Source organism: Acinetobacter sp. Brlt_5 (assembly GCF_051949055.1).
Lineage (GTDB): Bacteria > Pseudomonadota > Gammaproteobacteria > Pseudomonadales > Moraxellaceae > Acinetobacter > Acinetobacter indicus.
Genome location: NZ_JAYJLP010000024.1, coordinates 1 through 20,822, shown reverse-complemented (window position 1 = coordinate 20,822; position 20,822 = coordinate 1). Strand labels below are relative to the sequence as shown.

Sequence of the window (20,822 nt, the reverse complement as noted above, 5' to 3'; positions counted from 1 at the left end):
AGTGGCTTTTTTTATCACAGTTTTAATCCAAAACTGGAATCTCAATCCATTTTGCCTCTGGAAAATGCCGAGCCAAATAGGTTTTTAAATACTCAGCGGTATCTTTAGAAATCAGCGGATCTTGTGATTCATCTTTCAGGTTATAGGCCAGCGCATACAGCGACAGCCCTCGCGCCATCAACGCTTCCAGACTTAATAAGGTATGGTTAATGCTACCCAGACGTCCTGAACTGACCAGAATCACCGGATACTGCTGCTCGGCAATATAATCAATCGTTAACATTTCCGTGGTGAGCGGCACCATCAGGCCACCGGCACCTTCCAGTAGTACCACATCAAAACGCGCTGCCAGTTGCTCTGTCGCCTGGCGGATGTTATTGAAATCAATCTCACGGCCATCAATTTGGGTGGCCAGATGCGGCGATGCCGGATAAGTGAAAATCTCGGGCATGGTCAGCTTGCTGTCATCTTCAGGCAACCAGCCACAGCCCATCATCTCCCGATGTTGCTGGATATCTTCCGAAATATCAGTATTGCCAGTCTGAATCAGCTTTTGGGTGATGGTTCGCTGTCCTTCAGCACTCCAGACCTTGGCCAGATAACCGGTGGTATAGGTTTTGCCAATTCCGGTATCAATTCCACTGACAAAATAGATCTGTGCCATTAGCCTGTGCTCCGTGCAATACAATAAATCGGATGATAACTGAGCAGATATTCCTGCTGGCCGGCCACATTCAGCCGGGAAAACTGCCGATAGGCCTGATAAAACTGCTGCAAACTGTGTTTGGTCCAGCGGTGCCCGGAAGCGGTACCCGTGACCCCGGTGGCTTTTAAATGCTGCAATACCTGACGTGGATGTTCAAAAGCCAGGGTTTTGACAGTTTCAGACAAATACACAATTTCGAAGCCTTGTGACTCCAGACAGCGGCGCAGTTCCGGCAGGCTGAAATAATCCAGCCCCTGCCCGGTCAGGGCTTTAATTTCCTTGAGATTGTCCGGACCAAAACTAGAAAAACATAAATAACCCGAAGGCTTTAAAGCATGGGCGATTTTGGCAAACAGCTGCTGCAGATTCTGCATCCATTGCAAGGCTGAACTCGAAATCAGCACATCCAGCTGTTCTGGAAAAGCAATCTGCTCGGCATCGCCAATCCACCATTCGGTTCGGGAAGTAGAAAACGGTTGCTGCTGGACTTCTGGATACAGGTCATTGAGCAGCAACTGCTGCACCTGAAAGTGCTGCTCCAGCGCACGGGTTAAAGCCCCCGTACCACAGCCAATTTCAAACACCCGTCCCAGTTTTCGACTGGTTAGATGTGACTGCATCAGCCGAACCAGTTGCTGGCAAATCTGCTGCTGAATCACCGCATGCTGCAAATAGCTGTGATGCGCCTGGGCAAAACGCCGTGCCACTTGCGATTTATTTACAGACATCGCTGACTTGTCCATCATAACAGCGCCACGCATTGCGCCAGCTCACTGGACTGAATCTGCGCGGTCAGGCAAATCCGCAGCCGTGAACTGTTTTGCGGTACGGTCGGCGGACGTACCGGCATGATATAAAACCCAGCCTGCTGTAGCTGCTGTGCCTTTTGTACGGCTTTTTCCGATTCGCCCAGAATTACCGGCACAATCTGTGAGGTCGATGGACAGGCATAGCCTTTGGCTTCAACCTGCACTTTTAATTCCTGGCTGATCTGCTGTAAATGCTGGCGCTGGGCTTGCATCTGCAACATCTTCTGGAACATAAACCGGGTCCAGGCCATATTCAGCGGCGGCTGCGCGGTACTGAAAATCAACGGGCGCATGCGGTTAATTAAATAGTCACGGATTAGCGGATGGCTAATCAGATACCCACCGACCGAGGCCAAGGCCTTGCCAAAGGTCCCCACCAGAAAATCAATCTGCTCCAGCACCGCATACTGCTCTGCACAGCCCAGCCCCCGCTCTCCACGTACGCCAATGGCATGTGCTTCATCGACATACAGCATCACTTTCGGATAACGCTGCTTTAACTGCACCAGTGCCGCCAGATCGGTTTCATCACCATCCATACTAAAAATGGATTCGGTCACGACTATAATCCGTTCAATTTGCGCATCGTCATGATACTGTTCCAGCAGCCGGGCCAGATGCGCCAGATCATTATGCCGGTAGCGCACCGCCTTGGCAGAAGATAAACGGATACCATCAATCATGCTAGCATGGACCAGCTTGTCGGCCAGAATCAGGGTTTTACTGTCGGCCAGTGCCGGTAAAATCCCGATATTCATATGGTAGCCACTGTTAAACAGCAAGGCGGCATGGCCAAAGGCCTGACTCAGACTCGTTTCCAGCTGCTCATATTCCCGGAAGTTCCCGGTCAGCAAACGCGACGATGAGGCGCTCATACGGCGCTCGGCTGCGGGGGTTAAGTCAAAAAATTCTTCACGCAAGCTGACATCGCTGGCCAGCCCCAGATAATCATTACTGGACAGATTCAGCATGCGCTGCCCGTGAATCTGAATCGTGCGGCCATGTTGCAGATTGGACTGAAACTGACGCAAATTGGCAGTGCGTTTTAACTGTTCCAGCTGCTGGGCATAATGGTCGAGTAAACTCATGCGGCATTCTCCTGCATCTGGCGGACCACCTCGGTCAACTGGGTCAGCAAGTAGTGCAGCTCATCTGCTGAAATCACATACGGCGGCATCACATAAACCAGTTTGCCAAATGGCCTCACCCAAATGCCCCGCTGTACAAACTGCTGCTGCAGGCTTTGCATATCGACTGGCGTAGTCAGTTCAACCACCCCAATTGCGCCCAGCACCCGCACATCCTGTACATGGCTCAGCTGAGCCAGTGGCGTTAAAGCCTGTTTCAATTGCTGTTCAATCTGCTGAATCTTGGCCTGCCAGTCCTGTGCCAGCAAGACTTGAGTACTTTTCAGTGCCACCGCACAAGCCAGCGGATTGGCCATAAAAGTCGGGCCATGCATAAACACGCCAGCTTCCCCCTGACTGATGGTGTCTGCCACCTGCTTGCTGGTTAAAGTTGCCGACAGGGTCATATAACCGCCCGTCAGTCCTTTGCCAATACACATGATATCCGGCTCCACTCCGGCATGTTCCCAGGCAAATAACTTGCCGGTACGACCAAAGCCGGTGGCAATTTCATCAAAAATCAGCAGCAGACCGTACTGCTCGCATAAACGCTTGGCCTGACGCAAATATTCAGGATGATAAAAGCGCATACCACCTGCACCCTGCACAATCGGCTCTAGAATCAGTGCGGCCAGTGTATGCTGATGCTGGGCCAAAGCCTGTTCCAGCTCGGCAATATCGTCCGGGTTCCAGTCTTCATCAAAGCGGGTTTGTGGTGCAGAGACAAATAGACGATTCGGCAAACTTGAACCAAAAATCTGATGCATGCCAGTGACCGGATCGCAAACCGACATCGCATTCCAGGTATCGCCATGGTAGCCGGAACGTGGAGTAATAAAATTGGTTTTTTGTGGCTGGCCTTGCGCAGTCCAGTACTGCACCGCCATTTTTAACGCGACTTCAACCGCCACGGAACCGGAATCGGCATAGAAAATCTTATCCAGACTCGGCGGAATGATTTGCAGCAGTAATTTGCCTAGCTCAATGGCCGGATCATGGGTCAGACCGCCAAACATGATATGCGACATCTGCTGTAACTGGTCGGTCACGGCCTGATTCAGTTCAGGATGATTATAGCCATGAATAGCACACCACCACGATGACATGCCATCAATCAGGCAGCGGCCATCTGCAAGTTCAATGGTCGCACCATAAGCCCGCTTTACCTTGAAAGTCGGCAGTGGCTGGGTCATGGAAGTATAAGGATGCCAAAGATGTTGCTGGTCAAATAAATCGGTCATCCCGGACTCCCTGTCTGGTTTAAAATATGCATGAGCTCGATCTTACTCCCGCCACACAGAAAAAGAAATTGCGGGAATTATCATTTCCGCTGAAGGGTCAGGAGAGTTGCTTTAAATAGTCAATAATTTTCTGTGTAACCACATCTGTTTCAAACAACGGGATGCCATGCGAGCCAGCAACCACCTCAACCTGAAGATTTGTTGCAGCTAAATTCTGTAAATCTTCTGCAACTTGGCAAGGAACCAGCTGATCTTCATGTGCCAGCAAATGATATTGTGGAGCCGGATAATTTTTTAAGATGGTCACCAGATTAAGCTGTTCCAGCAAAGCTAATCCCTGTTTTAACAAGGTTAGAGATTGCGGCTGGATTAAACTTTGTAATTTCTGTAAATCCTGCCGGCTCTGGGCACTACCCTGACAGACCAGATAACCAAAACGTTTTAAGGTCGCGGCCGCATCTTTGGCAAAGCCCTGTTTAAACTGCTGAAAAGTCTCGGGAACCATCCCGTGGGGCCACGCGTCTTGCGCAACAAAACACGGATTCGAAGCCAAAGTAATGAGCGCTTGCGGCGCCTGTCCGGATTGCGCCAGTGCATCGGCCAGTAAGGTTGCCAGCTGCCCACCCAGAGACCAGCCCATCAGCACGCTATAGCCTTTGGCCCGTTCCAGCTGCTGCTGGAACTGTACCGGATCCGCCGCATTAAAAATGTTCAGGACATCGACCTGAATGCCGTGTTGCATTAGGCTATGTTGTACAGGCTGTAACAGGCCGGTTCCTCCGCCCCATCCGGTGATCAAAAGTATACGCTGCTGCATTGTGCTGTCCTTGTTTCCATCTAGTCGCAGTATAGTAAAAATAGCGACGCCTGCACTGCATCAAAATCGCCAAATCTCGACCATAAAAAACCCGGCCAGTGCCGGGTCAATGTTGGGTTGGGCTTACATTTGCGATTGAATGTAGTTCTGCAAACCAATGAGTTCAATTAAACGCAACTGTTTTTCCAGCCAGTAAGTATGGTCTTCTTCGGTATCTGACATTTGCTGACGCAGCATGTCACGGGTGATGTAATCGCCCTTGTCTTCTGCCAGCTTAACACCTTGGGCCAGTTTTTCACGTACCTCATACTCTAGCTTTAAATCGGCTTTTAAGCAGGATAGTACGTCGGTACCGACGTCAATATCATCACGTTGCATATTCGGAGTGCCTTCAAGGAACAGAACCCGGCGAATCAAGGCATCGGCATGTTGTGATTCTTCCTGCATCTCATGGTCGATGCGTTCATAAATCTTGCTCAGGCCCCAATCTTCATACATACGCGAGTGAATCAGGTATTGATCACGAGCAGCCAGTTCGCCACCGATCAACATATTTAAATAGTCTACGACTTCTGGATTGCCACGCATTTTCATTACTCCCTTACGAATACGCTCATTATGGCGAAAGCCAAGCCAAGTTGCAAAAGATAATTTGTGTAAATATATGATTTTTATATAATTAAAATGAGAAGCATGTGCATTTACAGTTCTGGATTCAAACTTTTCCACATAAAAAAGAATTGCTTGCGCACATTTGTCTGATTTTTCTGCAACCCAAACACACAAAGCGGCAAATTTAGAATTTTGTAACTATCAAAAACGGTTCTTATTTCTGCGGTTTTTACGATTTTACTGCTGTGCTTTCTCTGTTTTGATCTATCACCAGATTCAGGCAGCAACCGCTCAATCTAGAGAGCGGTTGCCTGCTGTTCTGTTAGCCCTGGGTCTGGCCATATTCAGCCATCAGGCTCAGGAACTGATCTTCATTCATGACCGGAATACCAAGTTTCTCCGCCTTCTCCAGTTTGGAACCGGCTTTTTCACCCGCCACCAGACACTTGGTTTTACTGGAGACACTGCCACTTACCCGGGCGCCGAGCGCCTGTAGCATTTGAGTGGCTTCATCACGGCCCATTTTGCTTAAAGTACCGGTAATGACCCAGCTTTCACCATTTAACGGCTGACGGGTCGGCGCCAGCGGTGCATCCCAGTGAATACCGGCCGCCAGTAAACGGTCCAGCACTTCCAGGTTATGCGGTGCCTGGAAAAAGTCCAGAATCCATTCTGCGGTAATATCGCCGACATCCGGGGTTTTCTTGAGCGCCTCCAGATTGGCAACACGTAAGGCATCCAGCGTCTGGAAGGTATTGGCCAGCATCCGCGCGGTGGTTTCGCCGACACCTCGAATCCCCAAGGCATAAATAAAGGCGCCCAGCGTGGTTTTTTTACTGCGTTCAATTGCATCGAGCAGGTTTTGTACCGACTTCTCGCCCATCTTTTCAATATTGAGCAAGGCCTCACGATGTTCATGCAGATGGTAAATGTCCGAAACATCTTTGAGCAGATTCAGATGCAGTAATGATTCCACCCAACGATCACCCAGACCTTCAATATCCATGGCCTTACGCGAAACAAAGTGACGGATGGCCTCAATCCGCTGCGCTGCACAGTACAGGCCACCGGAACAGCGTGCCAACGCTTCGCCTTCCGGCATCACCACCGGCGAATCACACACCGGACAGCAGGCAGGTAGCTGTACGGTTTCAGCCTCCGCCGGACGAAATTCCGGCCAGACTTTTTCAACTTTCGGAATCACATCGCCGCTGCGATAGACACTGACCGTATCGCCAATCCGCACATCTAGACGATGGATTTCACCAATATTGTGCAAGGTGACATTAGATACCGTCACCCCACCCACTGCCACCGGATTCAGGCGTGCCACCGGGGTCAAAGTACCGGTACGGCCCACCTGCCAATGAATATTTTCAACTGTTGTCAGCGCGGCGACTGCCGGGAATTTATAAGCAGTGGCCCAGCGCGGTTCGCGGCTTAAAAAGCCAAGTTGCTGCTGCTGTTTCAGGTCATTGACTTTAATTACCATGCCGTCAATTTCGACACTCAGCTGCGAGCGTTCCTGATTGATCTGCTCATAGACTTCTTGCACGGCCTGAATGCTGTCACAAACAAAATGACGCTCACCCACAGCAAAACCAAGCTGATGTAACCAGTCCAGGCTTTCGGACATGGTGTTCAGGCCATGATGCGGCACGCACTGGGCAATGCCATAGGCATAAAACGCCAGTGGACGTGAGGCCGCAATTTTCGGATCCAGCTGGCGCAAGCTGCCGGCCGCAGCATTACGCGGATTGGCAAAGGTCTTTTCGCCTTTGGCCAGATTAGCGGCATTGAGTTTTTCAAAACCCGATTTGGGCATCAGCACTTCACCGCGCACTTCCAGAAACTCCGGAATGCTGTGCTCCGCTGAAGATAAAATTTTCGGCAGGTTGCGAATGGTTTTAACATTGTGAGTAATATCTTCACCGGTTTCGCCATCGCCGCGGGTCACGCCGCGCACCAGCACGCCATTGGCATACCACAAGGAAATCGCCAGCCCATCAAATTTCAGCTCGACATCATATTGAATGGTCTGGTTGGGTAAACGCTCTTCGGCGCGGCGGGCAAAGGCAAACAGTTCATCCTGGTTAAATACGTTGCCCAGAGACAGCATTGGTACCGCATGGGTGACGCTTTCAAATTTGCTTAAAGGCTGTCCACCGACTTTATTGGTTGGGGTATCGGCCTGAATCAGATCGGGATATTGTTGTTCTAAGGCTTTAAGTTGATGAAACAGCTGATCATACTCACTGTCTGCAATAACAGGCTGATCCAAGACATAATAGGCATGATTATGCTGGGCTAAAATCTGGATCAATTGGCGCATTTGCGCCACCACATCTGCATGTTGAGTCATACGTTCACCATAAAAAAGGGCGGTGATCCCGCCCTTAAAAAATTTTGTCGCTTGGCCGTATTATAGAAACCGGAGGCTGTGGTTTCAATTCAGTTATGCCAGCGAAGCCTGACCTGCGCGATAATCAATCGCCTGATGACGCCAGTGTTCGCGTAATTGCGGGGTTAATTCCAGATGGTTCTGGTCATACACGGTGCCATCAATTTCACGGGCAATCAGACCGGAAATGCTGATCATGGTATCAAAGGCATTTTGCACATCGCTATGTGGCAGGGCCAGGAAAAAGGCCAGACCTTTGACCTGTTCATTCGACAGGGTTTCCAGATCAAAACCGTCGGCACCATTGTCGGTAATTTGCAGCACTGAGAACAGCAGTTTGGAACCATCTTCGTTATAACGGTGGAAGCAGGACATTTCACCAAAGCGCAGACCATATTTAAGCAGCACTTTAAGGGTTTTCTCCCCCGATAAAATCCGGCGTTCCGGGAAAATATTCAGGGCAATAAATGATTCTGCAGTGGCCAGGGCGCTTTCATCATCTACCAGTTGCTGTTCATGCAGATGCGCATCCAGAATACTGCTTTCTTCTTCAAATTCACGAATATCGGCTTTTTCAATCTGGCTGTTGAGGCTAAATTCAGCCGGCACAGTTTCCGCTTTTTCGGTATCTACCACAGCTTGAGTCTGTTCAGTCGATGCTGATTCAGGCACAGATGCAGCAGCATGAGCTACAGCAGTCGCGGCAGCTGCAGCGGATTCAGTTTGGGCAGTTTCGGTTGAGGCCTGTTCTGCCAGATTTTCTGCCTTTGCTTCTACCTCAGTCTTGGCTGCAGGTTCAGCATCTACAGATGTCGCGGCCTGTGCTTCGGTTTTCACCTGCGCTGTTTCGTTCGGCTCAGTCAGCTGCGTTTCAGTCATGGCCTGTGGCTCAATTTTGCTGTTTGGCTCGGCGGCAGCAAGATCAGCATCGCCCAAAGTCGGTTCTACGCGCTGGGCCGGTTCAGTCTGCAACTGATGACGGACATGACGCGGAATGATCGGCTGCTGGCTATCGGCATTGACCTGCAGCTCGGAGTCCAGCGAAGGTGCTGCATCGGCCGGTTTTTTCAGGATCATTCTTAAACCGAAACCCATAATAATGAGCGCGATAATAATCCCAATGATTGTGGTGATTTCCATGTTATGCCTCCGCGACTAGACCGTATTCTGTAGCATCTTCTAGATTTACGCTGACTAATTTTGATGTTCCCGGTTCAGGCATAGTAACACCTAATAAATCGGTTGCCATCGTCATTGCCAGCTTGTTATGTGTGATATATATAAATTGCACCTGTTCGGACAGTTCCTGGACCAGGTTACAGAAACGTCCGACATTGGCATCATCCAGCGGTGCATCGACTTCATCCAGCACACAAAACGGTGCCGGATTTAAACGGAAAATGGCAAAGACCAGTGCCAGTGCGGTCAGTGCTTTTTCTCCACCCGACAACAGCGCCAGTGAGCTGTTGCGTTTACCCGGTGGTCTTGCCATTAGTTTTACACCCGATTGCCAGTCATCTTCAAGACTTAAACTGGCTTCACCACCATTAAACACTTTGGGAAACAGCGCCTGCAGTTCGGTATTAATCTGGTCAAAGGTGGTCATAAACAGCTTGCGCGTTTCCTGATCAATACTTTTCATGGCCGCCTGTAACTGGGCCACGGTTTTTTCCAGATCTTCAATCTGATGGCTCAGTTCGGCATAACGGGCTGAAACTTCTTCATATTCTTCTGAAGCCGCTAGATTCACCGCACCCAATTTATCAAACTGCGCCTGGGCTTTTTCCAGCTGTTGCTGATGGACGGTTACATCAATGTTCAGCCCCGGAATCAGCTCGCTGTTTAAGGCATTCAGCTGTTCGGAATAATGCTGCAAGTCAGATTTGGCCGCTTGCCAAGCCAGACGTTTTTCTTCCAGCTGGCTGCGCAGCTTTTCATCCTGCTGCTGCTGTTGATGGCGCTGCTCGGTCAGCTGCTGCTGTTTGCTCTGAATCTGGTTCAGTTCCAGCTGCCATTCATTCCAGGTCTGTTGCAGTTTTTCCGTCTGCTGCTGCTGCTCGGCAAACTGGCTGGCCAGTGCCGGCAATTCCAGCTGCACCGGATCGACAAACTTTTTCGCCTGCTCCATTTGTGCTGCAATCTGCTGATGCTGGGTCTTTAAAAAACCACCATCTTTTTCCAGCAATTCCAGCTGCTGTGTGGCCTGCACCGACTGGCGTCTTAACAGTTCCAGTTCCTGTTGCTGTTGCTGATATAGCTGCTGCGCCTGCTCCAGTTGTGCCGTTAATTCTTCCAGCTGGAATTGCAGGGTTTTATAGTTTGGCAGCGCCTGTTCCAGCTTGAGACTCAGTGCATGCAGATCAATTTCCAGATCATCTTTTTGCATGGCATCTTCTTCCAGCTGCTCCTCCAGTTGCTGCAGCTGATGCTGTAATTGCTGCTTCTGCACGGCAAAGGCCTGCGCGGCGCTCTGGATTTTGGCAATCTGCAGATCCAGTGCCTGCAATGCCTGCTGCTGCTGTTTCAACTGCGTATGTTGTTCAGTAAGCTGTTGCTGCAACTGCTGGCACTGCTGTTGGCTGATGTTAAAGTCCTGTTCGGCCTGCTGTAACTCGGCCTGTTTCTGGCTCAGTAGCCCATCAATTTCTTCCAGACGGATGCGATGGCTTAAAGCCCCCTGCGCCGATTGTGAGGCTTCATCAAACAGTAAACCAATGACCCAGTCCGGCCCGACCTGATAGCCATCTAGGGTTAGAATGCTCTGCCCAGCCTGTAACTTTGGCTGTAATTGCAGCGCCTGCGCCAAATCATCGGCCAGTGCCACCTGTTGCCATAAAGAAGAAGATGGCGATTCAATCCAGTCCGCCAGACAGCTTAAATTTGCCAGCTGAATCGGTGCGTGCTGGGCAGCAGGTTTTAACTGGCGTGCCAGACTGTCCTGAAAGTTGTCATCTGCATCAAGCATCTGCGCATTCAGCCATTTGGCCAGAAACTTCTCAATTAATGCCGCATGCGGTTTGGCAGCATCGTTCAGGGTTAGCACCTGCATTAAGGCGGTGTGCTGTAACTGCTGTTTGGGGCTGTTTTTAATCAGTAGCTGATTCAGGTTTTTCTGCTCGGCCTGGAGCACCTGAATTTCCGATTTCAGTTCAGTACTGCTATTTTTATGCTGATTCAGCAGGCTGTGTGCCTGTTGCAGCTGCTGCTGTTGCGCCTGAATCTGCTGCTCCAGTTCGGCCAGCTGCTGGCTTAACTGAGCTTTGTCCTGGTTCAGCTGTTCGATTTCATCTTGCTGGGCCTGACTTTGCAGCGAGCTGCTCTGCTGCTGCAAGGTGTCTTTTTGCTGTTCAATCCGGCTGATATTTTTTAGCAACTGTTCGCTCTGGGCCAGCATTTGCAGTTTTTGCTGCTGCTGTTTTTCCACCTGCGCCTTAATCTGCTCAAACTGCTGCTGCACCTGTTGCTGCTGGGCTTTGAGCTGCTGCACAGCCTGTGCCTGCTCTTGCGTGCTTTGCTCGGCCTGTTGCAGCTGCTCGGTATACTGTTCCTGCTGGCTGAGTACTGTTTCTAGCTGCAGATCAATCAGCTGCAGACGTTCTTTGGTCTGGGCTTTCTGTTCCTGCAACTGAGCCAGCGTACTGCTGTTTTGCTGGACCAGCGACTGTTTCTGCTCCAGGGTCATTTTCAGCTCAGCCAGTTTCTTTTCAGCCTGCTGCCATTCATTCTGTAATGGTGTCGATTGCTGAATCAGACGCTGGAACAGCTCACTGGTATTGCCCAAATCATGTTCCAGCGTGCTTAGCTCGGAACGGGTCAGCTTGAACTGTTCGCCCAGTTCGGTCATCTGCACAGTATATTCCTGCTGCAAACGACTGCTCTGCTCGCACTGGAACGATAAAATTTCAATTTTAATGCTGCGAATCTGGCTTTCTAAAGTCTTGTACTGCAGCGCAGTTTCCGACTGGCGTTTTAGGGTTTTGAGCTGGCCTTTCAGTTCACTGGCAATATCTTCCAGCCGCGATAAATTCTGGCTGGTATGATCCAGATGCAGCATAGTTTCACGGCGACGGGCCTGATAACGCGATACCCCGGCCGCTTCTTCAATAAATACCCGCATTTCTTCCGGTTTGGCATCGACCAGACGGTTAATCATGCCCTGTTCGATAATGGCATAGGAGCGCGGCCCTAAACCGGTGCCGAGGAAAATATCGGTAATATCACGGCGCCGGCATTTGGTGCCATTTAAAAAATATTCCGACTTGCCATCGCGGTTGACCTGACGACGCACCGCCAGTTCGGTATAGGCGTTATACGCGCCACCCAGCTTGCCATAGGTATTGTCAAAGCGCAGTTCGACACTGGCCATGCCCACCGGTTTACGTTTGGCGGTCCCGGTAAAAATCACATCCTGCATGCTGCCGCCACGCAGCTGACGCGCGCTGGATTCACCCATGACCCAGCGAATGGCATCAATCACATTGGACTTGCCACAGCCATTGGGGCCGACCACGGCCGTCCGGTTGGCTTTAAAATGTAAGGTGGTACTATCGGCAAAAGATTTAAAGCCGGAAAGTTTTAAGCTGCTTAAACGCATAATGTCCCGATCAACGGCGTGAGCGGCGTGCCCAGGCCAGTTCAATTTGTTTCATACGGGTCAGAGATTCCAACACCAGATTGCGCAAGTGTCGACAAAAATCATCCATAAATAAAGAGGCTTGTTGTGATTTTCGGATTAAAATTGCATCAATTACCAGTTTAAATAGATCAAACGATTCCTGTAACTCCCGACGTGACGTATTCAGGGTTAAAAAATAGCTGCGCCGTAACGACGGCAGCAACTCTTGATAGAATTTCATCAGGTACAGATTGGCCACCATATCCTGCTGCTGGGCCAGGGTTTGGAAAATTAGGTCATAAAATTTTTCGGTATGACCCTGCCGGTATTCGGCCTCAATCTGCTCCATCAGCTTTTGCAGCTGCTCAATTTCATGATGACGCCAGGTTTCTGCAATGCGCTGTACTATCTGCCCCAGCAGCAAGCTGCAGGTATCAAACAGGGCGCGCACCTGCTGGGCCGACATTTCCGACACAATCGCGCCGCGCCGCGGAAAAATTTCAATTAGATGGGTACGTTCCAACAGCAGCAGTGCCTCACGCACCGAACCGCGACTGACATCCAGCTCTTTGGCAATACGCAGTTCCTGAATGCGCTCGCCCTCTACCAGCTCGCCACTAATAATCTGCTCGCCGATATGTTTTGCAATCTGTTCAGATAGACTGTCTGTTTCTTGTTGTTGCATACTGTTCCTGTGTTATTTTTATACCATGCGCGCAGTTGCAGCGGGTCTTTCTTATTGTCTTTTTTACTGGCTTAGCGACCAAATTTCCATGACATTGTCCGACAATTTTCTGTCGCTATAGCCAATTTTCAACCACACCATCAAGCGCTTAAAAATAAGCGCTAAAGCCCTGGTAAATAAAATACAGACCGACGGTGGTCAACAAACCTGAAAAACATTTTTTTAGCATGGCCGGTGACAAAATATGTGCAACTTTTGCGCCAAGCTTGGCGGTAATAAAGCTCATCACGCTAATGCCAATAAAGGCATATAAATGTACATAGCCCCAGGTATTCGGCACGCTCACCTCAGACTGCTGGCCAAACCAGACAAAACCTAATGCACCAGCAATAGCAATCGGCAAACCGCAGGCCGCCGAAGTGGCAACTGCTTTTTGCATCACCACACCACAACGGTTCAGGAACGGTACGGTTAAGCTACCGCCGCCAATCCCGAAAATGGCCGAGGCAATCCCAATTCCGCCGCCAGCCAGCATTTGCGCACCGGTTGAAGGCAACTGACGTGAAGGATCAACCGGGGTATTTGAACCACGGAACATGCGATAGGCCACCCACACCGCAAAGAAACCAATTACCAGCTGCAAGCCCTGCCCCGACATTAAATCGGCAATCCCGGCGCCAAAAAATGCACCCAGAATTAGGCCGGGCGCCAAATTGCGAAACACATTCCACATCACCGCACCTTTTTTATGGTGCGCCGTGACCGAACTGATCGAAGTTACGATAATGGTCGCCAGTGAAGTCCCGACCGCCATATGCATAATCACGCTAGGATCATAATTCAGCTGGGTAAATACAATGTACAAAATTGGCACAATAATTAAGCCACCGCCCACCCCGAACAGACCCGCAGCAAATCCGGCAATTGCGCCAATCAGTAAATATATGATTAACTCCATAAATTATATTCCACTATTCTCAGATTCATATGGATGTAGAGACTCGACAGTTACAACAACAGCTCAGCGAAGCCGGACAGCTTCCTGAAGTCCTCATTTTAAAACCTGTGACTACATCAACCAATGATGATGTACGCGAGATTGCTCAAAAAGGATTACAGAGCGTTCTGGTCTGTAGCGCCCGACAAACACAAGGCAGAGGACAACGCCAACGGCAATGGGTGTCCCCAGAAGGAAACGTCTATTTAAGCACATTGCTAAATTTACGAACACCCGTAGATGGCCGTTTAGCCCTGGAAATTGCCTTAAATATTTTGCAGATGCCAAGCCTGCGCCAGCTGAACCTGCAGGTGAAGTGGCCGAATGATTTATATAGCCCGCAAGGCAAATGGGGCGGTATTCTGATTGAGCCCCTGTCGACCCAGCAGGTCATTGTCGGGGTGGGGATTAATCTGGCGCCAATTCCGGCCGAGCAGATTGATCAGCACGCCACTTCCCTGGCCGAATTGGGCCTAAATGAAATTTCCCGAATTCAGCTGATTGCCGAGCTGTATCTGGCCATTCAGCAGGCACAAGAATGGTTTAACCATAACAGCTATCAACTGGCTTCACGTTTTAATCATCATGCCGCTTTTCAGCAACAGCCGGTAGAATTTGAACATCATGGCGGTGTGGCCCAGGGGTTGTTTTTAGGCATTCAGGATGATGGCGCAATTCAGATTGAAACTGCCTCTGGCGTTGAAGTGTTTTATCAGGGCCGTTTACGCCCGCAAATGTCGGGACAGTGAGCGCAGCACATGAAAAATTTATGGTTAGATATTGGCAATACCCGGCTCAAATACTGGATTACCGAACATCAGCAGATTGTAGAACATGCCGCTGAACTGCATCTGCAATCTCCGGCCGATTTACTGCTGGGCCTGATCCAGCATTTTAAAAGCCTGAACCTGACCCATGTCGGGGTATCTTCGGTGCAGGACCAGAAAAATAATGAACGGATTCAGCAGATTTTAAAATTCCTGAATATTCCGGTGATTTTTGCACGGGTACAGGCCGAATATGCCGGCCTGAGCTGCGGCTATGATATTCAGCAGCTGGGGATTGACCGCTGGCTGCAGGTACTGGCCGTAGCTGAAGCCGATAAAGATTTATGCGTGATTAGCTGCGGCACCGCGCTGACCATTGATCTGACTCAAGGCCATCAGCATCTGGGGGGTTATATTCTGCCCAACCTATATTTGCAGCGTGATTCGTTAATCCAGCACACCAAAGGCATTCGGATTCCGGAAGCAGCCTTTGATGACCTAAGCCCCGGCACCAATACCTTGGATGCTGTGCATCATGGTATTTTACTGGGACTGCTCAGCAGTATTGAATATGTCATGCAGCAATCCCCGCGGCAACTGGTGCTGACTGGGGGTGATGCGCCGCTGTTTGCCAAATTCCTGCAACATTACCAACCACTAGTGGAGCAGGACTTATTGCTGAAAGGTTTGCAGCGCTATATCCAGCATTATTCCACGGCCAATGAGTCCACACCGCTTATTCCACAATAATATGAGGCAGTATCGCCTGCCAGACTTCCACCAGTTCGGTACAGCCTTGAGAGTCAATAAAATGGCCTTGATGCTGTGCCTCAATGGCTTTGGCATCCAGACTGCGCGCCTGCTCCAGACTAAATTTTGGCAGCACCCGGTCATCGCCAGCTGAGTAAATCACCACCCGATGCGCAATCTGGCGTTTTAGCAAGTCAAAATCAATTTTACAGGCATCAATAAAAGGATTGACCTCGTCCAGCCGGCCCAAACGGCCATTAAAGCCGGCCACCAGCACCACCTGTTTAATTTTCTGGGTTTTCAGTTTCTTGGTCAGAAAGTGCAAAGTGGCAATACAGCCCAGACTATGGGCAATGAAAATGGTATTTTCGTCAATCTCATCGATCTGCTCATCCATTTGCCGCTTCCACACTTCCAGAGTTGGCGTTGGCGATGGATCGAGTCTTAACACTTTCAGACTGGCTTTTTGCTGGTCGGCATATTCCTGAATCCAGGGAAACCAGTTTTCATCCGGACTGGCGGTATAGCCATGTACCACATAAATTTGTGCCATTGTTGTGCTCGCTGTTCGTTCCTGATGCACATCAGTGTGCCCGAAACAGCGCGGCTTTCGGGTAAGCGTCTGTTGGGTTTTCTTAAAGATCACCGCAGCACGTTCGCTTGAATGACTTAAAAATGGAGAGCAACAAAAAGGCGCACCCGGCGCCTTGTTGTTTTGAATCCCTTATTTTTTCGGTTCTTTACCACCGAACAGCGGACCCATACCGCCACCACCGCCAAACTGCTTTTGCAGATTGCCCAATGATTTCATCATTTTTGCCATACCTGATGGATTGGCAAATTTCTTCATCATTTTGGCCATTTGCGCATGCTGTTTAATCAGTTTATTGACTTCAGACACATCCATACCACAACCGGCCGCAATACGTTTTTTACGGCTTGGGTTCATCAGGTCCGGATTACGGCGTTCTTTGACGGTCATCGACTGGATGATGGCTTCCATCTTTTTCACCTGCTTCTCTGGGTTCGCCTGTGCAATCGCATCCTGAATACCAGAGTTACTCATGCCCGGCAGCTTGTCCAGGAAGCCCATCATACCGCCCATTTTATTCATTTGCTCAAACTGCATCAGCATGTCTTCAAAGTTGAAGCTGCCGCCTTTTTGCAGTTTTTTCGCCATTTTTTCGGCTTTTTCTTTGTCGATTTTGCGTTCAACTTCTTCGACCAGAGAAAGCACATCACCCATGCCCAGAATACGCTGTGCCACACGTTCCGGATGGAATGGCTCGAGGGCATCGAGTTTTTCACCCATCCCCAGGAATTTGATTGGCTTGCCAGTAATGGCACGCACCGACAGCGCCGCACCACCACGCGCATCACCATCCGTTTTGGTGAGAATGACACCGGTTAATGGCAAGGCATCATTAAAGGCTTTGGCAGTATTGGCCGCATCCTGACCGGTCATGGCATCAACCACGAACAGGGTTTCAGTCGGGTTAATCGCTGCATGCAGCGCTTTAATTTCGTCCATCATGTCATCATCGACATGCAGACGACCGGCGGTATCGACAATTAACACATCGGCAAACTGGATTTTTGCCTGCTCAATGGCACGATTGGCAATATCAATCGGGCGTTCATTGGCATTCGATTCCAGGAAAATCGCACCGACATCCCCGGCCACTGTTTGCAGCTGTTTAATTGCCGCTGGACGATAAACGTCGGCAGACACCATCGCCACTTTTTTCTTTTGACGTTCCTGTAAGAAACGTGCCAGCTTGGCTGCCGTGGTGGTTTTACCCGCACCCTGCAAACCGGCCAGAAGCACCACCACTGGTGGTTTTGCTGCAAGGTCAAGGCTCTCGTTGGCCTCGCCCATCATTTTGGTTAATTCGTCATAAACGATTTTAACGAATGCCTGACCCGGTGATAACTGTGTCATCACTTCCTGACCTAATGCCTCTTCCTTAACTTTCGCGATGAATTCACGAGTTACAGGTAACGCCACATCGGCTTCAAGAAGTGCCATACGTACTTCACGTAACGTATCTTTAATATTGTCTTCGGTTAGCTGCCCTGAGCCAGTAACATTTCTTAAACTCTGCGTGAGTCGTTCTGTTAAGGTATCAAACATTGCAAAATCCGCTTAAAATAGCCATCAGCAAAAAAATGTTTCTTAAAATAGAAAATTTATGCATAAGATGCTATAGGATACTGTAGTTCGCATCGAATTTATATAAATGAATATTCATCATCCTGAAAAAGGTTTGACATGAGCAGTCTCCCCTTGGTTTACACGATTCTGGCATTAATCGCTTATACCACTTCGTTCTGGTATTTATTTATGCATTTAATGTCCAAGCGTGCTCCAAACCATTGGTTTATTGGTATTGTGCTGGGCTTGGGTTTATGTTTGCACGCCGCTGTGCTGTATAACGACATGCTGCTGCCGATGGGCATTAACTATAACGTGTTTAACCTGATGTCCTTTACCTCAGGCTTAATGCTGTTATTAAGTGTGCTGTTTAGTACTTACCGGCCGGTGATTGCGCTAAACCTGATTGGGATTCCAGTGGCCGCAACCGGCCTGATTCTGGGGCATTCCTTTAGCGGTTTAAACCTGTTTGTCGAAAACAATTCTTTAGGTCTGGATATTCATATCCTACTGTCGTTATCGGCCTATGCGGTCTTGCTGATGGCCACCATTCATGCGGTCTTGCTCTGGTTTCAGAACCGGGAGCTGAAAAACAAACAGAAACGCCGGATTTGGGTGAATTTGCTGCCACCGTTTCAAGCCATGGAAGAGCTGCTGTTTGATATGCTGATTGCCGGCTTTATCCTGCTGACGCTGGCATTGGGTTTTGGTTTCCTAACCATTGATAACTTCTTTGCCCAGCACTTAGCGCATAAGACTGCCTTTAGTATTATTTCCTGGTTTATCTATGGCGCGCTGCTGTTGGGCCGTTATAAATTTGGCTGGCGTGGCCAGAAAGCCATTCGCTTTACCATTATTGGCTTCTTCTTGCTGGCGCTTGGCTTTATTGGTTCCAAGTTTGTGTTACAGATGATTTTGGGCAAGTAAGATGCTTTTGTTCAGTTTGCCACATTAAAAGCGTGGAACAGTGATTAAATAATAAGCGTGGAACATGTTAAATTATTAACAAAGCCCAAGTATCCGTGCCTGAGCTTTTTACCATACGATAAGGTTATGATTTATATGGAATAAAAAATAGTATTTCGTATAACGTGTATTATGTTAATTGTAGAAAATCTTAAACTAATGTGTACTCTTACAAGCTGAACATTTGTGAAAACCAAGCTGTATTAGCAGATCTTCTTCAACCGCATTTTGATCAAAATCATTCTCTTTTTTGTATGACTCCACTAATGCAATAATCAATTTAGCCTTTAACTCAGCAAATTGTTCTGCAATTTCTTTTTCTTCAGGCGAAGAAAATTTAGTAAGTCGCTTAATTTTTTTCGGATCAAAGTACCTCATATTATAAATTTTTTTATGTATATCAGATGTATCTTTGAAAACCAAAAGTTCGCTATAAACAGTATCTAATGCATGATTAATATATTCAAGATTGGTATTTTCTAGTTCATCACCAAATTCAACCACTCCAGAATTATTTTTTTCAACTCGACCAAAATTCGTATCTACAATTTTAAATTCTGCTTTCAGAGCAACAGTTAACGCTGGATGACCTAAATGGAGATTATCCATCTTAATACTATCCCATATGAACTTTCTAAATCGCTTGACCTCTTCAACACCACGATCTTTCACTTCTTTTGGTACATAATAGTTAAACGGTAATACCCCCATTTTTAATTGAATTAATGGATAGAAAATCTAAAGCCCTTGTTATTGTTTAAAAATAGGTGGACAACCATTTACTGACATATGAGGTCGTTCATGATTATAAAAGTACTGCCAGTCAGTTATATAGTCCTGCACCTCGCTCAGATCTCGAAATAAATACTGATTTAGACACTCATAACGTACTGTACGATTAAATCGCTCAACATATGCATTTTGCTGTGGATTGCCTGGTTGACTAAATACATGCTCAATACCATGCTGATCACACCACTTTTCCATCAGCTTACTTATATACTCTGGACCGTTGTCGGTTCTAATGCGTTTAGGTTTGCCTCGCCATTCAATGAGCTGATCAAGTGCTCTCAGCACACGTTCTGCTGGCAATGAAAAGTCAATCGATACATGGGTTGATAACATATTAGTAATAGTGATACGCCTTACAATTACAGGATTTATAGTAATGCTAGGATTTTTCTTGGCGTTTATTGCTACGATGGGTCCACCTATTGCACCTCATATTTGGAATGGGGGTCTAGATGCTGGTATTAGAATAAGCACTGGTGTTATCGGCTTGGGTTCATGTGCTGCTATATTGCTTTGGTTTTTCTGGACACTATGTTGTGATGTTTATCGCTTTATTATTCGTACCAAATAACCTTCGAGAGCATCCTACATTTTGTGTAATTATTGATGAAAGCCACATAGCTGTTACACAGAATATAGGATGCTCTCCATTATTAAGCTTACATACCTATAGGATAGATACTTCTAGCCAATATGGAGGTGTTTTTCCTTTAGAAGCTTGAGAACGTGGCTGAAGAATACGCAATTCATATTTACCTGAATATGGAAGCGTGTAATAACCTTGGTTATCTAGTTCAGAGGAATATTCTCCTACATTGACAGAATCTGATAGATTCTTATTAAATAAATAAGAATCTACATTCCCTCCCGTTGTTTTAACAGAAAGCTTTTGGTTCTTTTTGGCATAAAATGTATAGGAATCGTACTTACTACCCTTTAATTTCCCATAATAGTTAGCTGAACTAGCGCCTTTTTTAAATTGAACATCAACAGTTTTAGCCACTGCATCTGAAGACGCGGCCATGACTGTAGGACTCACCATTAGAACAGGAAGCGCAATTAGAATAGCAGCAGTTAAGTTTTTCATATTTTAAACACTCAAACAGTAAAAAAACGATTTTATCTCAACGCACACTGTCAACCTTTATAGATATGTTATATTAATATTACCAATATAGAGAGTGCATTGATAGGTTACTGAACAAGGCTGCTCATAATCGTTGGTGTTAATTAATTAATACACTAGTTTCTAATTCTATCGCAAACCTAACTATAGTAGTAAAAACCTGAATTTCATTATGTAAACAAAGAGAACACTACTATTTAGCAGTGTTCTCTTATTATATTTAAAGGAAAAAATTATGCGTTCTTTGCTTTTGACG

18 protein-coding genes and 1 pseudogene are annotated in these 20,822 nt (G+C 47.9%); 3 read left to right on the top strand and 16 right to left on the bottom strand.

Features of this window, described 5'->3' with window-relative positions; all coding sequences use genetic code 11:
* Window positions 1-22: 22 nt before the first annotated feature.
* The 11 genes from bioD to VF685_RS12985 form a co-directional block, all read right to left on the bottom strand.
* Window positions 23-664: a dethiobiotin synthase gene (bioD, locus tag VF685_RS13035; RefSeq protein ID WP_168396986.1), complete on the bottom strand. Its 642-nt coding sequence runs from the start codon at window positions 662-664 to the stop codon at window positions 23-25.
* Window positions 664-1,467: a malonyl-ACP O-methyltransferase BioC gene (gene bioC / locus VF685_RS13030; RefSeq protein ID WP_225876406.1), complete on the bottom strand. Its 804-nt coding sequence runs from the start codon at window positions 1,465-1,467 to the stop codon at window positions 664-666. Before bioC ends, bioD begins: the two co-directional genes overlap by 1 nt.
* Window positions 1,449-2,603: an 8-amino-7-oxononanoate synthase gene (locus VF685_RS13025; RefSeq protein ID WP_168396985.1), complete on the bottom strand. Its 1,155-nt coding sequence runs from the start codon at window positions 2,601-2,603 to the stop codon at window positions 1,449-1,451. The genes bioC and VF685_RS13025 overlap by 19 nt, the downstream gene beginning before the upstream one ends.
* Window positions 2,600-3,883, bottom strand: coding sequence for an adenosylmethionine--8-amino-7-oxononanoate transaminase (gene bioA / locus VF685_RS13020; protein WP_127798703.1), 1,284 nt, complete (start codon window positions 3,881-3,883; stop codon window positions 2,600-2,602). Before bioA ends, VF685_RS13025 begins: the two co-directional genes overlap by 4 nt.
* Window positions 3,884-3,980: 97 nt before the next feature.
* The gene (locus VF685_RS13015; protein WP_440203665.1) at window positions 3,981-4,700 is read right to left on the bottom strand and encodes an alpha/beta fold hydrolase; all 720 of its coding nucleotides are present in this window, start codon (window positions 4,698-4,700) and stop codon (window positions 3,981-3,983) included.
* 123 nt (window positions 4,701-4,823) lie between these two features.
* Window positions 4,824-5,288 (bottom strand): heteropolymeric bacterioferritin subunit Ftn, encoded by a 465-nt coding sequence (ftn, locus tag VF685_RS13010; protein WP_005175934.1) that lies wholly within the window; start codon window positions 5,286-5,288, stop codon window positions 4,824-4,826.
* Window positions 5,289-5,634: 346 nt separating this feature from the next.
* A complete protein-coding gene (gene ligA / locus VF685_RS13005; protein ID WP_104470870.1) occupies window positions 5,635-7,674 on the bottom strand; it encodes an NAD-dependent DNA ligase LigA in 2,040 nt (679 codons plus the stop codon).
* Window positions 7,675-7,767: 93 nt separating this feature from the next.
* A complete protein-coding gene (locus tag VF685_RS13000; RefSeq protein WP_440203664.1) occupies window positions 7,768-8,853 on the bottom strand; it encodes a cell division protein ZipA C-terminal FtsZ-binding domain-containing protein in 1,086 nt (361 codons plus the stop codon).
* 1 nt (window position 8,854) lies between these two features.
* Entirely contained in the window at window positions 8,855-12,307 is a 3,453-nt protein-coding gene (gene smc / locus VF685_RS12995) for a chromosome segregation protein SMC (RefSeq protein WP_440203663.1), read from the bottom strand.
* A gap of 10 nt (window positions 12,308-12,317) precedes the next feature.
* Complete coding sequence (locus VF685_RS12990) at window positions 12,318-13,013, bottom strand: GntR family transcriptional regulator (protein WP_005175922.1); 696 nt, start codon at window positions 13,011-13,013, stop codon at window positions 12,318-12,320.
* Window positions 13,014-13,161: 148 nt separating this feature from the next.
* Window positions 13,162-13,971, bottom strand: a complete 810-nt coding sequence (locus tag VF685_RS12985; RefSeq protein ID WP_075167580.1) for a sulfite exporter TauE/SafE family protein — start codon at window positions 13,969-13,971, stop codon at window positions 13,162-13,164.
* Window positions 13,972-14,000: 29 nt separating this feature from the next.
* Here VF685_RS12985 and VF685_RS12980 point away from each other — a divergent pair, with 29 nt between their 5' ends.
* A complete protein-coding gene (locus VF685_RS12980; protein ID WP_286384982.1) occupies window positions 14,001-14,759 on the top strand; it encodes a biotin--[acetyl-CoA-carboxylase] ligase in 759 nt (252 codons plus the stop codon).
* Window positions 14,760-14,768: 9 nt separating this feature from the next.
* Entirely contained in the window at window positions 14,769-15,527 is a 759-nt protein-coding gene (locus VF685_RS12975) for a type III pantothenate kinase (protein WP_016659855.1), read from the top strand.
* Here VF685_RS12975 and VF685_RS12970 read toward each other — a convergent pair.
* Both VF685_RS12970 and ffh read right to left on the bottom strand, forming a co-directional pair.
* On the bottom strand, window positions 15,514-16,080 hold the full coding sequence (locus VF685_RS12970; protein WP_005175903.1) for an RBBP9/YdeN family alpha/beta hydrolase: 567 nt from the start codon (window positions 16,078-16,080) through the stop codon (window positions 15,514-15,516). The genes VF685_RS12975 and VF685_RS12970 overlap by 14 nt on opposite strands.
* Window positions 16,081-16,251: 171 nt before the next feature.
* Window positions 16,252-17,661, bottom strand: coding sequence for a signal recognition particle protein (gene ffh / locus VF685_RS12965; RefSeq protein ID WP_005175901.1), 1,410 nt, complete (start codon window positions 17,659-17,661; stop codon window positions 16,252-16,254).
* 138 nt (window positions 17,662-17,799) lie between these two features.
* Between ffh and VF685_RS12960 the strand changes: the two genes are divergently transcribed.
* Window positions 17,800-18,609 carry a cytochrome C assembly family protein gene (locus tag VF685_RS12960; protein ID WP_016659852.1) on the top strand — a complete coding sequence of 270 codons (810 nt, stop codon included), beginning with the start codon at window positions 17,800-17,802 and terminating at the stop codon, window positions 18,607-18,609.
* Window positions 18,610-18,804: 195 nt separating this feature from the next.
* On the opposite strand, the gene VF685_RS12955 is transcribed toward VF685_RS12960, so the two are convergent.
* The 3 genes and pseudogenes from VF685_RS12955 to VF685_RS12945 all read right to left on the bottom strand — a co-directional run bounded on the left by VF685_RS12955 (window position 18,805) and on the right by VF685_RS12945 (window position 20,527).
* Window positions 18,805-19,359: a hypothetical protein gene (locus VF685_RS12955; RefSeq protein ID WP_127798694.1), complete on the bottom strand. Its 555-nt coding sequence runs from the start codon at window positions 19,357-19,359 to the stop codon at window positions 18,805-18,807.
* Window positions 19,360-19,398: 39 nt separating this feature from the next.
* A pseudogene (locus tag VF685_RS12950) lies at window positions 19,399-19,758 on the bottom strand (integrase core domain-containing protein); the annotation flags it as partial.
* 349 nt (window positions 19,759-20,107) lie between these two features.
* Complete coding sequence (locus VF685_RS12945; RefSeq protein ID WP_039255596.1) at window positions 20,108-20,527, bottom strand: PPC domain-containing protein; 420 nt, start codon at window positions 20,525-20,527, stop codon at window positions 20,108-20,110.
* Window positions 20,528-20,822: the final 295 nt, after the last annotated feature.